Genomic DNA, 13,704 nt, shown 5'->3' on the forward strand with positions numbered 1-13,704 from the left:
CGCCGTCCCAAAAGGGAGGCGGGTCTCAAATGCTTCAGGTCGAAGATGCCAATCAGGCGCTGGCTTCTTCGCCGCCTTCTGCTTCGTCTTCAGCAAGACCGGCTGCCGGAGCAACGATCGTTGCGATCGTGAAGTCGCGGTCAGCGATGACCGGGGTCACGTTCTTCGGCAGCTTGACAGCCGAGATGTGGATGCTGTCGCCGCTCTTCAGACCGGAGAGGTCAACGGTGAAGAATTCCGGGATCGCATCGGCCGGGCAATGAACTTCGACTTCGTGGCGAACGATGTTCAGCACGCCGCCAGCCTTGAGGCCCGGGGACTTCTCGTGGTTTTCGAAGTGAACCGGGATTTCGACGGTAACCGCCGTGTTGCCGGAAACGCGCAGGAAGTCGACGTGAACCGTGAAGTCACGGACCGGATCGAGCTGGTAGTCCTTCGGCAGAACCTTGATCTTCTTGCCGTCGACGTCGATCGTTGCGATCGTCGTGAGGAAGCCGCCGGCGTGGATGCGCTTCGTCACCTCATTGGTGTTGAGAGCGATAGAAATGGGGGCCTGCTTGTCACCATAGATGACAGCGGGAATGAGACCATTGCGGCGAAGTTCACGGGCGGACCCCTTACCAACCCGTTCGCGCGCCTCGGCCTTGAGCTCGTAGCTTTCGTGGCTCATAGCTAATCCTTTCGAGGTTATTTGGAGAGTTCATTCGCTCGGTCATGCGCCGTATCGATTGAACTGGAGGAGGGCGTACCCTGCCTCATCCGCGTTGCCTCCAAGGGTGTCTACGCGGACGCGTGGCGTATAATACAAAGCGGCCAAAGGTGCAAGCACCCCCGGAATGCGAAGCCTTGTGGTGACATTGCAACTGCCGCGAACAAGCCTGAGGTGGCATGTCTATCAACGCCTTGACATATACCCTCGGCCCCATCAACAGTCGAATCCAATCGATTGGCGTCAGAAGGAGAGGTCGGGCATGCGTTCCAGAGCAATCGCCGCCGCGGTTTTTTCCATGGGTCTTGCTGGCGCATCACAGGCTGCCGACGTCAATGAGCAAGGCGCCAAGGAACTCCGCAACATCCTGACCCATTCGCTTTCGCAGGACCTTGCCCGCAGCGATTTCGTGACCGTCAAGCCGGCCGGCGATCAATATGAGATTACCTACGATCTCGCGAAATTCTTCGACAAGATCAATTCGAATGCGTTTTCGGTCACGGGTTTCAAGCCGCTGTCGCTTTTTGCGCAGCCGGTCGAACAGGGACGGTGGCATCTGACGGGCGACAACAGCCTCGATGTCGCCCTGCATTCGCCGACCTCGGACATTGCCTATTCGATCGCCTCCAGTTCTTTCGACGGCATTTTTGACCCTACCATCGAAATGATGCGGTCGATGGGTATCAAGAGCAGTGGCGTGAAATTTTCGAGTGCCGGCAGCGGCCCGAAAAGCGGGCGCAAGATCGATGCGACAATCGACAGCGCCTCCTTTGCCCATACGGTTACCGACAGCAGCGAAGCCGGTAAGGTCGACCTGCAATTGCAAGGAACGCTGCAGCGCTTGCGTGAGCAATTCACTGTGCGTCCGGACGCTTCGCCCATCATTTTTAGCGCCGATAGCGTCGATACCAATGTCACAGCGACAAGCCTGCCGGTGAAGGATCTGCGCGCGCTCATCCGTTTCTTCGTTCAGCACGTAAAGGCTAAGCAGCTGTCGCAAAGCGGCAGCGAGAAGTTCGAGCAGCTGGTCCATCAGGCCCTGCCGGTTTTCGGTTCGCTCGGCAAGACCGTGACCGTGAACAACGCGCTGGTGGCAACGGAGAGGGGCAAGGTCGGCGTCAAGCGCATCGACTATAGTTTCAAGATGGACGGTCTAACCAGGGCTTCGAACGTCAATCTCGAGCTTAGGGCCGAGCAGTTCACCCCCGATGCCGATCTCGTGCCGGCTGCCTTTACGCCCTTCCTGCCTTCGGCGCTGGACGTTCAGCTCGGCGTGCCCAATATCAACTTTGCCGGTCTCATCGATGCCGGGCTCGATTCGATTGCAACACGGGCGACGCCGGTTTCCGGCGAGGCTCTGAAACGCACGATGTTCCCGAGCGGCTATGGAACGCTGGAGTTCCCGAAGATCAGCGCAAAGTCTGACGTCTATGACGTCGAGGTTTCCGGCGCGCTGAAGGGCTCCACCAAGCCGCATTCCGGCATTTCGCTGCAGGCGACGATCCTGGCGCGCGACTTCGACAAGACGGTTGCAGCACTTCAGGAGGCCGCCAAGGCTCAGCCTCGTTTGAATAGCGTTTCTTTCAGCCTGCTCGCCGCCAAGGGTTTTGCCAAGACCGACCCGGACGGCCGTCTCCGCTGGGACATCACCATGGATGAAGACCGGACGGTGACGGTCAACGGACAGGTGATGAAGAAGCCTTGAGGTTTGAGGACAAGCCCATGTATCAGGGCGATGATAAAGTTCCATGCGAAAGACCGCTCGGCTCTTTCCAGATTTCCACGTTTCTTTTCCATCATATTTGGGGGTGAATTATGCGTTTCAAAGCGGTTGCCACGGCGGCTGTTCTCGCTGCCGGCGTGGCCGGCCTTGTGCAGGCGGCTGACGTCAGCGAGCAAGGTGCCAAGGATCTCTACGGCAATCTGACCTATTTCCTGCCTGATGATATCGCCAAGAGCGGCGCGATTTCGGTCAAGCCGGTCAGCACGCACTATGAAGTCACCTATGATGTGCAGAAGCTGCTCGACAAGTTGAACGTGAGCGATTTCGCCATCAGCGGCCTCAAGCCTTTGATGATGCTGGCGACGCCGCTCGATAGCGGCCTCTGGAACATCGAAGGCAACAATGCCTTCGATATCACGGCGAAGTCCAAGCCCGGCAGCGGTCCCGACACCGAATTTCGCTATGCCCTGGCGTCATCGACCTTCCAGGGCGTGTTCGACCCTGCGCTTCACTATCTGCGTTCCATGGATATGAAGGGCAATGGCATCACCATCGCGACAAAGACCACCGACGCAGATAAGAGCGTCCAGAAGAATGACGCGACGGCCGACAGTATCGTCTATACCCTGTCATCGGCAGACAGCGATGAGCCGGGCCGGCTCGATCTCAAGATGAACGGCAGCCTGCAATCGCTCTACGACAAGATTTCGGCCGACGATGCGACGCTCGGAGAAATCAAGATCGCGGCGATCGACTTCAACGCTGGCGCGACCAGGCTGCCGCTGAAGGCGGTGAATTCCCTGTTGCAGTTCGTCTCCGAACACAAGGATGAGAAGACGCTTTCCGATGCCGACAGCAAGGCGGTCAAGGCCCTGCTGATGGATGCGATGCCGATTGTCGGCTCCTTCGAGGAGTCCGTCGCGATCAGGGACATTGCGGTCACGACGCCATTCGGCAATGGCGGCCTGCAGAAGATGGGCTATTTCTTCAAGGTAGCCGGGCCAGCCAATGCCATGAACGCCGATTTCGGCCTGAATGCCGAGAAGCTTGCCTTGGAAACGGGCCTGATCCCTGAAGACTATGTCGCCTTCATTCCCGATACGGCCGATATACAGGTACAGGTGCCGAACCTGAATTTCTCCGCTCTGGCGGATGTGTTCCAGCAAGCCGATTTGAAGAACCCGGAGAGCGATAAAGCCCTGGACGAGAAGCTGCAGAAGGCCATGTTCCCCGACGGGACGATGACCATCAACTTCCCGAAGATCAGCGCCGTCTCGGGTCTTTATGATGTCGAGGCTTCGGGCAGTATGCGCGGCTGGCTGACCGAAAAGGACCGCGTCGCCATGAAGATGACGGTTCTTGCCCGAGATCTCGACAAGACGATCGCCGCCATCCAGGAGGCCGCAAAGACCAAGGAGGATCTGTCTCAGCTCTCCTTCGGCCTGATGATGGCCAAGGGCTTTGCCAAGACGGATGCCGATGGACGCTCGCGCTGGGATATCGATCTTTCCGACGACGGTCACGTGACGGTCAACGGGCAGGTCATGAAGTAAGCCACTCCGAAGTCAGAATGCGATCATGTTCGTCCTGAAGCCGCTGAGCCAGCGCTCGATCTCTCTCTTATGGGCCGGCCAGGTGCTGGCGGCTACAGGTTCCGAATTCTACATGGTCGCAGTCGTCTGGATTGCGGCCGATTTCATCGGCCGCGATGCGGGATATGTCTCCGCATTGCAGTCCGGCGCGCTGCTGTTCGGCAGCCTGTTCGGCGGCATCGTCACGGATCGCTGGCGGTACAGCACGACGATGATCACTGCCGATCTGCTGCGTGCGGCTCTATTGCTGATGCTGTCCCTGGCAGGTCTTCTGCATCTGATGAGCCTGCCGCTGTTGATCGTGCTTGCCGGAAGCATCGCGTTGTTGACGTCGACGTTCGATCCGTCGCTGCAGGCGACTCTGCCGGTGATTGCCGTCGATGCCGAAGTCCGGCATGCGACCAACGGCTTGTTCGATGCCACCCGCCGCATGGCGCGTATTCTCGGCCCGAGCCTGATCGCGCTTGTGAATGGGCTCCTGCCGAAATCTCAGTTCTTCACGGTCACGGCTGCTACCTTCATATTGTCGGCGCTTGCCGTGTGGCTGGCGGTGGCGAAACTTCCGACGCCGCCGCGGCGCCGGGATTTCTCCGGAATGGCGGCCGTGGTGGACGGCGTTCTTGGTGGCTGGCGCGCAGCGCGGGGCCATGCGTCAATCCTCTATGGCCTCTTCACCAACCTGATGGGAAACGTTGCCTGGGCGATGGGCATCCTGCTCGGCATGATCCTGCATTTGCGCGAAACCAGCGCCAACCCGTTGACCGACTATAGCCTGATGATGACGGCTTACGGCGTCGGCAACCTGACCACCAACCTGATCCTCGGCAGCGTCAAGCCGCGCCGGCCGGTGGTCTGGATCATCGTGGCGAAGCTCATTTTCGGATCTGGCGTTTTCCTGCTGCCGCTGATGCATGATCGGATCGGGTTGATGATCGTTGCCTGCTTTGCGGCGATCAACGGTCCCTTCGAGAACCTTGCCACGCTGCACCTGATGCAGACGCGCTGCGAGCCGCATCGTCTGGCGCAGGTCTATCGTCTATTGATGTGCGCGATATTCACCGGCCTGCTTCTGGCCTACCTGATGTCGCCAACCCTGTTTGCGTGGTTCGGCATCGGGCCTTCGATTATGGGATCGGGCGCGACCGTCTTCATCTCGGGGCTGTTGGGCATTGGCCTGCTCGCATGGAAACAGGCGCATCCTGCGGGAGCAAAGGCCACCTGAGGCGGGCCTCAGGCTCAGTCGAACAGGCTTGAAACCGATTCTTCCTGGCTGGTGCGGTTGATGGCTTCACCGATGAGGGTCGCCGTCGTGATAACGCGGATATTCGGCGCCGAAAGTACGGCGGTCGTCGGCTGGATGGAATCGGTAATTACCAGTTCCTTCAATTTCGAGTTTGCCACGCGGGTCACCGCGCCGCCGGAGAGAACGCCATGAGTGATATAGGCGGTAACGCTTGCCGCACCTTGTGCGAGCAGTGCTTCGGCAGCATTGCAAAGCGTGCCGCCGGAATCGACGATATCGTCGATCAGGATGCAATCCTTCCCGGCCACTTCGCCGATGATGTTCATCACTTCGGACTCACCCGGGCGGTCGCGGCGCTTGTCCACGATCGCCAACAGACAGTCAAGACGTTTTGCCAGGGCGCGGGCGCGCACGACACCGCCGACATCGGGCGAGACAACCATCACGTTGCCAATATCGTAATTCGCCTTGATATCGCGCGTCAGGATCGGAACCGCATAGAGATTGTCCGTGGGAATATCGAAGAAACCCTGGATCTGGCCGGCGTGCAGGTCGAGGGTCAGTACGCGGTCAGCGCCGGCCTCGGTGATCAGATTGGCCACCAGCTTGGCCGAGATCGGGGTGCGCCCCGAGGCGCGACGATCCTGGCGGGCATAGCCGAAATAGGGGATAACCGCGGTTATGCGCCGCGCCGACGAGCGGCGCATCGCATCGATCATGATCAGCAGTTCCATAAGATGATCGTTGGTCGGAAACGACGTCGGCTGCACGAGGAACACATCCTCGCCGCGTACATTTTCCTGGATCTCTACGAAAATCTCTTGGTCGGCGAACCGACGGACGCTAGCTCTTCCCAAGGGAACGTTGAGATAATTGCAGATCGCTTCGGCAAGATGCCGGTTCGAATTGCCTGCGAAAACCTTCATTGTGGCCCGCCTATTACCAACCTGATAGCCGCGCTTTTAACCGCCTTGCTCTCGAATGCAAGAGGGAGAGACACGTTAGCTTCATATTTCTGAAAAGCTTTTAGCTATCCACCGTTGGATTCGCGCCAGGAATTGAATTCCGACATGGTTTTGGTGGCAATTTTCTGCATGACCGTTGGAGGAACGGCCGACCAAGGGTCGCCACGCTTCAGAGGCGCGCTTTCTGAACCCTGGATGCGGTGGACACGGTTGCCGTTGCTATCAAGCACATCCCAAACGTAGGTCACGGAAATCTGCGGCCCGTCTTCAAAGGCGGAAAGATAGCCTTTGAGAATATAGGCGGCACTGGAATCGCTTGAGCTCTTGATCGTCAGGCCAAGCGAACGGGCGTCGGCACCAAGCTGGCGCGACAGCGGAGTGACGGCTTCCACGGGAGCGCCGATGATCGGCAGGAAGCGGACGCTGTTGCCGCCGGCCGCGGCCGTGGGCGGCAGCGACGCCTGTTGATCCGGCTGCTGCTGTTCCGGTTGAGGATCGTCTGCACTCTGTTGCTGCTGCTGTGGCTGTGGGTCGTCCGACAGGCGCCGGTCGGCCTCGCGCTGTTCGTCGGCCTCCGAAAACTGATTGTTAGACGGAGCGATGGAGGCGGTCCGGGAGCCGTCGAGCGGGCGGGAGGCATATGGATTGCTGCCGCTCGACCTCAGCGCCGAGGCCTGCTCGTCGAGCGTGCCGCTCCCGCCGTAACTTTGCGGCTGATAGGCTTGCTGGGAGGTCTGCTGCCGATAACCGTAACTGTCCTGCGTGTCCTGATAGACCTGGCGGCGCTGGGGCGCTGAAGCCATGCGCTCGACGTCGCGCTGCGTGACCGGGCTGGAGCTGACATCACCGATGGCTTCGGGCGGCGTCAGGGCGTCCGTGGTATTGCAGGCGGAGAGCGCGAGGCAAAAGCCGGCGACAGTCAACGTTATCCTGACCAGTCCCATAGACGCGATCCTTTCTCCCGACGGTCTTACCGTCCAGGATCGCTATCTTACGCCCCTAACGGTTAAGAAATTCGAGAGGGTGGCGAGAAAGGGCTTTTGGCGCCTGTGAGGTCGTCAAATAGGTTTGTCCGAGGGTCATGGCGGTGCCGCTGTCGGAATCCATGATGATCATATGGACGAAGAGCGACATGTTCTCCTGGATCTCCAAGGGATTGCCCATATGGAACATTTCGTGCTCCATCCATGACGGCGAGAAGCGGGCGCCGAGAGAGTAGCCGCAGGCGTTCAGCCGGTGGCGGGCAAGGCCGCGCTCGTCCATGATCTTCGCATGAATGTCGAAGATGTCGCCGAAAGTATGCCCCGGCATCAGGATCGTTTCGATCGCCTGCAGGGTTTCCAGGCAGGCGCTGTAGAGCTCACGATGGCGATGGCTGGGAGTGCCGATGACGACCGTGCGCATCATAGCAGCGTGATAATGCGCATCCACACCGGCCCATTCGAGCGTCAACTGGTCATTGGCGTCGAGCTTGCGGCGGCCGGACTTATAGCGGCAGAGCAGGGCTTCCGCACCCGAGCCGATGATGAATGCGTTGGCGGGATAATCGCCTCCACCCGAAAAGACGGCGCCCTGCATGGCCGCGAGAATATCCGACTCGTCCGCGCCGGCCTTGACCACAGACAGGGCTGCGTCGAGGGCATCGTCGGCCAGTGCGGCGGCCCGTTCGATATGGGCGATTTCCGCCGGGCTCTTCGTCAGACGCAGACGACTGATAAGATAAGAGGCATCGATGATCTGTCCAAAGCTTGCAAGCTGATGATCGAGCAGGCGAGCGATGCGACCCGTCATGCCGTGAGTGTCGTATTCGACGCCGATACGGGCACCGAGCAGATCGAGATTGGACAAGAGCTCCTTGAGATCGAGCGTCGGATCGGCGTTGACGCGGTCGACCCATATGCGGATGTCGCTGATGACGGAGGTCAGCTGCGCCTGACGCAGATCGGCCGAGCGCGTCAGGAGCGTCAGCGACCCATCCGCCTTGACAACCAGCGTCTGGAAAAAGCAAAAGCCGAACGTGTCGTAGCCCGTCAGCCAATACATGCTCTCCTGTGCGAAGAGCAGCATGGCATCGAGCTTTTCTTCCTGCATTCTCGCCAGCAACCGTGCCAGACGAGCATCGAATTCGCTGCGTTCGAAATGCACGGCCATATCAAGCTGCCTTTCCGATGGCGATGGCGGAAATCTGCCGTCCGTAATCCGGCTCCTTCGCATGCGTCGTGCGCCGATAGGAGAAGAAGCGCTCAGGATCCGGATAGGTGCACAGGTTCAGGCTTTCGGCGGTGACGCCCGCCTTGTGCAGCCGATCGACCGTGAGGGACGGCAGATCGAACATGGCATGACCGTCGCGTTCCGAAGGGGCGAAATATTTGGCATAATCGGGATCATGAGTGATGAAGCGCTCGACGAATTCGGGACCTACCTCATAGCTCGCCTGGCTGATCGATGGGCCGAGGCAGGCAAGGATCGCTTCACGTCGCGCGCCAAGCGCTTCCATCGCATCGATGGTATTTTCCAGCACACCGGTCAGCGTGCCCTTCCACCCCGCATGAGCGGCGCCAATCACCCGATTTTCCGGATCGGCAAAAAGGATGGGGCCACAATCGGCGGCGAGGACGCCGATTGCGATGCCCGGTGTCGCCGTGACCATAGCATCAGCCTGCGGCCGGCTGCCATCGTAAGATGTGCCGATTGTCACGACATCGGGTGAATGGATCTGATGCACGGTAGCGAGCCGTTCGACGGGCAGACCGAACCAGCCGGCCACGCGGCGGCGGTTTTCCTGCACGTGCTCGCGATCGTCATGTGAGCCCAAGCCCACGTTCAGCCCGCGATAAAGGCCTTCAGAAACGCCGCCGGCGCGGGTGAAATAGCCATGGCGAATGCCGGCAGCCTCGGCGGCGCTCAGCAGCGTGCTTGCAAGTGGTGTCGGCAACTGCAGTGTCCCTTGATGTCTTGGTTCAGCCTGTCGTGCGATGAATAACGCAGCCGCGGCGAAGCAGTTCGATTTGACTGGGATGTTGGCCCAGTCCGGCGCGCACTGTCAATGCGTAGGGATCGATGGTCACGTTTCAGCCGACGGGACGAAAGGGCAGGAGATCGATCGCCGGGCTGGAGACCGCCAGCACCTTGAAGAGCTCTCCCATCTTGCCTTCGCCGGCGCCTGCCAGCCTTTCCACGGCGACACGGATGTTCTCCTGGGTCGCCGCATCCTGGTCTCTGCCAAGGGCTGCCGCCCGCTCCAGCAGGCCGAGACCGACCAGGAAATCGCCCTGATGACAGCAGCCGTTAATGTGCATGCCGGAGGCGAGGGCGGTTTGCGCCAGATGCTGGAAATCGACATGGCTGGTGAGATCCGCTTCGCCCGGATGTTCCAGCGGCGGCTCGTATTCGTGCATGCGCACGGCCTGCAGCGTATCGCCGAAGCCTGTCGCCATGTGGCCGTAGTCGATGGCAAGCGCCGTGCCGCCATGAGCGGCAAGCCTATCGCAGATCGTCGTCATAACGGCCTGACGGGCGGGCGCGATTTCGAAAATCGTACCGATCGGCGGCAGTCCGCCCTCTGGAAGAAGTGCAGGATCGAGCGTGGCGACGCCCGCCGTGAAGCTCAGCTCGTCGTTGGCGTCGAGGCTGACCGTGCGCTCGCGGAAGCCGTTGGCGGTGCGAACAAACTGGCGGATGGGAATGGCGTCGAAGAGTTCGTTGGCAGCGAGCAGGGTGAAACCTTCAGGCACCTCGCCGAAATCCGTATGCCAGGAGATTTTTGCGCCGTAGGCATCAAGGGTCTGGCGCTGGAAGCCCTGCAGGCGCTCGCTGGTTTCGACGAGATGGACCGTCATGGCATCATAGAGCGGCGGGGCCAGCTTGCCGATGACGCGCAGCATGTCGGACATCATCGTGCCACGGCCCGGACCGATTTCGACAAGACGCACCTCGGCAGGAGTTCCATGTCGCTGCCAGGCATGCACCATGAAGACGCCGATCATCTCACCGAATAGCTGACTGACTTCGGGCGCGGTGACAAAGTCGCCGGATTGGCCGAAAGGTTCGCGCGTCTTGTAGTAACCATGCACCGGATCGGCGAGACACAGCGAAAAATAATCGGTGATGCTCAATGGCCCGTTGGTGCGGATGATGGCTTTGATTTTTTCCCCGAGCGCCGTCGTCATTCTATGCTTTCGCTAATGCGTGGCCCAGACAGACTGGGAGCGTCTGTCGAGAAGACCACGCGATATTGAACCCCACCTCAAGCCATCTGCCTTGCCGCTGCCTGACGGGCGCGGATAACGGCCCAAAGCCCTATCGCCACCATCGGAAGCGAAAGCACCATCCCCATCGTCAGCCAGTTCGTGCCGAGCAGATAACCGAGCTGCTCGTCAGGCTGACGGAAGAATTCGACAAAAATACGCGAGAAAGCGTAGCCGATGACAAAAATGCCGCTGACCGTGCCCGGTTTCTTCAGCGTCAGCGCCCAGCGCGTAAGCACAAAGAGGATAAGGAAGAGGATGATGCCTTCGATGCCGGCTTCATAAAGCTGACTCGGGTGCCGCGGGTCTGGGCCTGCAGGGCACACGCCGTTATGGGCGGCGATCACATGTGGGCTGCAGAAGACCATCGCCCAGGGAACATCCGTGACGCGACCCCAGAGCTCGCCATTGATGAAATTGGCGATACGGCCGAAGAAAAGCCCGATCGGGGCGACGGCGGCGACGATATCGAACAGGCTCCAGACGGGAATCTTGTTTCGCCTTGCGAACAAAATCATAGCGATGGTGGTGCCTATTAATCCGCCGTGGAAAGACATGCCGCCGTTCCAGACTTCGATGGCACGGATCGGATTGGCCAGGACCGGATCGAGATCGTAGAAAAGGATATAGCCGATGCGGCCGCCGAGAACGATGCCGAAGGCGACCCAGAGAATGAAGTCATCCAGATGCTGGCGCGTCATCGGTGCTGTATCGTTCAGCCAGAGCTTGCCATTGTCGACCAGCCGCCTGGCATAGAACCAGCCGAGCAGAATGCCGGCGACATAGGCAAGCCCGTACCAATGGACTGAAACCGGGCCGAGAGAAACGGCGACCGGATCGATATCCGGAAAAGGCAGGATAGCGGCGAGATTGGCGGATGTCAGCAAGATCGTCAGGCCCGTTGCAGCATGTTCCCGAAAGCACCGTGCCATTTCGGGGCAGGATCATGCTAAATATCCAAAATGTGCGCGGAACATGGCGTTCGCTGTCGAAACGGTCAAGTCGATTGTTGATCTCGCCGAGATGGCAGGTCCGGTTGTCCAGTCCTATCTCAATTTGCTTGCATCGGCCCCTTGGAAATCCTACCTCAGCACTATCTGGCCCATATCGATGCCTGACCGTTGAGGGCCGACGGCCGCAAGGAGATTGCAATGAGCACTGGACCGAACCGAATCTTGGATGAATTCGCCAAGCTGATGACCGATGCCGCCGGTGCTGCCCAGGGCGTGCGCCGCGAAATCGAGACCGCCTTTAATGCCCATGCCGAGCGCTGGCTGAACAGCATGGATATCGTCAAGCGCGAGGAATTCGAGGCCGTTCGCGAAATGGCGATCAAGGCGCGCGACGAAAACGAGGCACTGCTGGCGAGAATCGAAGCGCTCGAAGCCAAGCTCGCTTCAAAGGGCAAATAAGCCTGGACTTCTGTTTGCTGATCGGCGCGGCACCCGTTTGCCGTGCCTTTTTCCTCTGAAAATTTCCGCCAGTTTTTCCACCTGTGGACATAGGCAAAAAAGCCAATCGCCAGAGTCGGTTATGACTCCCTTCTGAATAGGCGTCGGAAGAGCTTTCCACAGTGCCGTTTCCAAAATCACCGTTCAGGGGCTGGCATGCCGGGCATGCCGCTATACACTGATTTTAAATGATGATTCGAAACGGACTTGGTAAGCCCCGGGCATGGTGGAAGCGTTAGTCTGGCAGCCGTTCAACATCATCCCGAGGATGTTTCCGGAGTAAAATTGTTTGCGTTCTTTCAGTGTCGAGCCACGGGAAAACTGCAACCGATCCGGTCAAGAAGGTGCTGCATGAGCCTTATGGAAATGGAAGCCGAACGACAATCGAATCCGGTCGACATGATCGAATTCGTTGCTGCCAACAACGACTGGTCGTTCGAACGGTCGGGCGAAGACGAAATCGCCATGACCGTCGAAGGGCGATGGACCGACTATCACGTCTCGTTCTCCTGGATGGAGGAATTCGAGGCGCTGCACATAGCCTGCGCATTCGATGTCAAGGTTCCGGACCCGCGCGTCAACGAGGTGATCAAGCTCTTGTCCTGCATCAACGGGCAGGTGCTGATGGGCCACTTCGATCTGTGGCGTCAGGAAGACATCGTCATCTTCCGTCAATCGCTGCTCTTGTCGGGCGGGGCGGAACCCACGAACAGGCAGGTGGAAGTGCTGCTTTCCAACGCGCTTGACACATGCGAGGCTTACTATCAGGCTTTCCAATTTGTCGTATGGTCCGGGCTCGATGCAAACCGCGCCATGGAAGCCGTACTCTTCGAAACGGTAGGCGAAGCGTGACATGACAGGTGAACAATCCGCCAATGCATTTGCATCCTCCGGGCCAATCGTTCTGATCGGCGCGGGCAATATGGGTGGCGCATTGCTGACGGGGTGGCTGAAAAGCGGCGTGCCGGGCTCTTCGGTCGTTGTCGTCGATCCCAATCCGGCCGAAGCGATGCGGAAAATGATTGCGGATGCGGGCGCAAGCCATGTCACCGAAGTTCCGAAAGGCTTGACGGCGGGCGTTCTCTTCATCGCCGTCAAGCCGCAACTCATGGATGCGGTTCTGCCGCCGTTCAAACCGCTCGTCGGAGAGACGACCGTCGTCGTCTCCATCGCGGCCGGTAAGACTCTCTCTGCGCTTGAGAGGCATCTGGGAGACGCGGCCATGGTGCGCGCCATGCCGAATACGCCCGCCATGGTCGGGCGCGGCGTGACCGGCGCTTTTGCCAATGCGCGCGTAAGCGATCGCCAGCGACAGCTGGTCCAGAACCTGTTGAAGGTATCCGGTCCGGTCGAATGGGTGCCTGGCGAAGCCGATATCGATTCGGTGACTGCGGTTTCGGGCAGCGGGCCTGCCTATGTTTTCTATCTCGTGGAATGCATGGCGGAGGCGGGCCGAAAGCTTGGCCTGCAGGCGGACCTCGCCATGCGGCTCGCACGGGAAACCGTCGCGGGGGCTGGTGAATTGTTGCACCAGTCTCCCGACGACGCTTCGCGTCTGCGCCAGAATGTGACGTCTCCCGGCGGAACGACTGCAGCGGCGCTCGGCGTGCTAATGGCGGAAGACGGCATGCAGCCCTTGTTCGATGCGGCTCTGGAAGCAGCGCGCAAGCGGGCGCAGGAGCTGGCAGGCTAACAATTTCAGGAAAAGTGCATAGCGGTTTCCGCCTGAATTGCGTAAAAGCCAAGAGCTGGAACGGTTTAGCCGTTCTGCGAA

Annotated in this window: 13 protein-coding genes; 6 read left to right on the forward strand and 7 right to left on the reverse strand. The window is 59.5% G+C overall.

Annotation, left to right across the window (positions count from 1 at the left end):
• Positions 1-52 precede the first annotated feature (52 nt).
• On the reverse strand, positions 53-670 hold the full coding sequence (locus tag FBZ97_RS03460; protein WP_113332245.1) for a 50S ribosomal protein L25/general stress protein Ctc: 618 nt from the start codon (positions 668-670) through the stop codon (positions 53-55).
• Positions 671-971: 301 nt separating this feature from the next.
• Between FBZ97_RS03460 and FBZ97_RS03465 the strand changes: the two genes are divergently transcribed.
• The 3 genes from FBZ97_RS03465 (at position 972) to FBZ97_RS03475 (ending at position 5,246) form a co-directional block, all read left to right on the forward strand.
• A complete protein-coding gene (locus FBZ97_RS03465; RefSeq protein ID WP_145316541.1) occupies positions 972-2,414 on the forward strand; it encodes a hypothetical protein in 1,443 nt (480 codons plus the stop codon).
• A 110-nt stretch (positions 2,415-2,524) separates the two neighbouring features.
• Positions 2,525-3,985: a hypothetical protein gene (locus FBZ97_RS03470; RefSeq protein ID WP_145316543.1), complete on the forward strand. Its 1,461-nt coding sequence runs from the start codon at positions 2,525-2,527 to the stop codon at positions 3,983-3,985.
• A gap of 25 nt (positions 3,986-4,010) precedes the next feature.
• On the forward strand, positions 4,011-5,246 hold the full coding sequence (locus FBZ97_RS03475) for an MFS transporter (protein WP_145316545.1): 1,236 nt from the start codon (positions 4,011-4,013) through the stop codon (positions 5,244-5,246).
• Between the two features lie 14 nt (positions 5,247-5,260).
• Here FBZ97_RS03475 and FBZ97_RS03480 read toward each other — a convergent pair whose 3' ends face one another.
• The 6 genes from FBZ97_RS03480 to lgt form a co-directional block, all read right to left on the reverse strand.
• On the reverse strand, positions 5,261-6,193 hold the full coding sequence (locus FBZ97_RS03480) for a ribose-phosphate pyrophosphokinase (protein ID WP_069612657.1): 933 nt from the start codon (positions 6,191-6,193) through the stop codon (positions 5,261-5,263).
• Positions 6,194-6,297: 104 nt separating this feature from the next.
• Complete coding sequence (locus FBZ97_RS03485) at positions 6,298-7,176, reverse strand: hypothetical protein (RefSeq protein ID WP_113332249.1); 879 nt, start codon at positions 7,174-7,176, stop codon at positions 6,298-6,300.
• Between the two features lie 55 nt (positions 7,177-7,231).
• Positions 7,232-8,383, reverse strand: a complete 1,152-nt coding sequence (locus FBZ97_RS03490; protein ID WP_145316547.1) for a Xaa-Pro peptidase family protein — start codon at positions 8,381-8,383, stop codon at positions 7,232-7,234.
• 1 nt (position 8,384) lies between these two features.
• On the reverse strand, positions 8,385-9,167 hold the full coding sequence (gene pgeF, locus FBZ97_RS03495; protein WP_113332251.1) for a peptidoglycan editing factor PgeF: 783 nt from the start codon (positions 9,165-9,167) through the stop codon (positions 8,385-8,387).
• A gap of 136 nt (positions 9,168-9,303) precedes the next feature.
• Entirely contained in the window at positions 9,304-10,401 is a 1,098-nt protein-coding gene (locus FBZ97_RS03500; protein ID WP_145316548.1) for a class I SAM-dependent methyltransferase, read from the reverse strand.
• Between the two features lie 77 nt (positions 10,402-10,478).
• Positions 10,479-11,366 (reverse strand): prolipoprotein diacylglyceryl transferase, encoded by an 888-nt coding sequence (gene lgt, locus FBZ97_RS03505; RefSeq protein ID WP_069612854.1) that lies wholly within the window; start codon positions 11,364-11,366, stop codon positions 10,479-10,481.
• A gap of 264 nt (positions 11,367-11,630) precedes the next feature.
• Between lgt and FBZ97_RS03510 the strand changes: the two genes are divergently transcribed.
• The 3 genes from FBZ97_RS03510 (at position 11,631) to proC (ending at position 13,623) form a co-directional block, all read left to right on the forward strand.
• The gene (locus FBZ97_RS03510; RefSeq protein WP_069612652.1) at positions 11,631-11,891 is read left to right on the forward strand and encodes an accessory factor UbiK family protein; all 261 of its coding nucleotides are present in this window, start codon (positions 11,631-11,633) and stop codon (positions 11,889-11,891) included.
• Between the two features lie 390 nt (positions 11,892-12,281).
• Positions 12,282-12,782: a YbjN domain-containing protein gene (locus FBZ97_RS03515; protein ID WP_069612651.1), complete on the forward strand. Its 501-nt coding sequence runs from the start codon at positions 12,282-12,284 to the stop codon at positions 12,780-12,782.
• A gap of 1 nt (position 12,783) precedes the next feature.
• Positions 12,784-13,623 carry a pyrroline-5-carboxylate reductase gene (proC, locus tag FBZ97_RS03520; RefSeq protein WP_145316550.1) on the forward strand — a complete coding sequence of 280 codons (840 nt, stop codon included), beginning with the start codon at positions 12,784-12,786 and terminating at the stop codon, positions 13,621-13,623.
• Positions 13,624-13,704: the final 81 nt, after the last annotated feature.

Origin of the sequence: Rhizobium sp. ERR 942 (assembly GCF_007828395.1) — a bacterium.
GTDB lineage: Bacteria > Pseudomonadota > Alphaproteobacteria > Rhizobiales > Rhizobiaceae > Rhizobium > Rhizobium dioscoreae.

Excerpts from the sequence above, each read along its gene's own strand:
- FBZ97_RS03460 (WP_113332245.1), bottom strand. The coding sequence starts at position 670 with ATGAGCCACGAAAGCTACGAGCTCAAGGCCGAGGCGCGCGAACGGGTT.
- FBZ97_RS03465 (WP_145316541.1), top strand. The coding sequence starts at position 972 with ATGCGTTCCAGAGCAATCGCCGCCGCGGTTTTTTCCATGGGTCTTGCT.
- FBZ97_RS03470 (WP_145316543.1), top strand. The coding sequence starts at position 2,525 with ATGCGTTTCAAAGCGGTTGCCACGGCGGCTGTTCTCGCTGCCGGCGTG.
- FBZ97_RS03475 (WP_145316545.1), top strand. The coding sequence starts at position 4,011 with ATGTTCGTCCTGAAGCCGCTGAGCCAGCGCTCGATCTCTCTCTTATGG.
- FBZ97_RS03480 (WP_069612657.1), bottom strand. The coding sequence starts at position 6,193 with ATGAAGGTTTTCGCAGGCAATTCGAACCGGCATCTTGCCGAAGCGATC.
- FBZ97_RS03485 (WP_113332249.1), bottom strand. The coding sequence starts at position 7,176 with ATGGGACTGGTCAGGATAACGTTGACTGTCGCCGGCTTTTGCCTCGCG.
- FBZ97_RS03490 (WP_145316547.1), bottom strand. The coding sequence starts at position 8,383 with ATGGCCGTGCATTTCGAACGCAGCGAATTCGATGCTCGTCTGGCACGG.
- FBZ97_RS03500 (WP_145316548.1), bottom strand. The coding sequence starts at position 10,401 with ATGACGACGGCGCTCGGGGAAAAAATCAAAGCCATCATCCGCACCAAC.
- FBZ97_RS03510 (WP_069612652.1), top strand. The coding sequence starts at position 11,631 with ATGAGCACTGGACCGAACCGAATCTTGGATGAATTCGCCAAGCTGATG.
- FBZ97_RS03515 (WP_069612651.1), top strand. The coding sequence starts at position 12,282 with ATGAGCCTTATGGAAATGGAAGCCGAACGACAATCGAATCCGGTCGAC.
- proC (WP_145316550.1), top strand. The coding sequence starts at position 12,784 with ATGACAGGTGAACAATCCGCCAATGCATTTGCATCCTCCGGGCCAATC.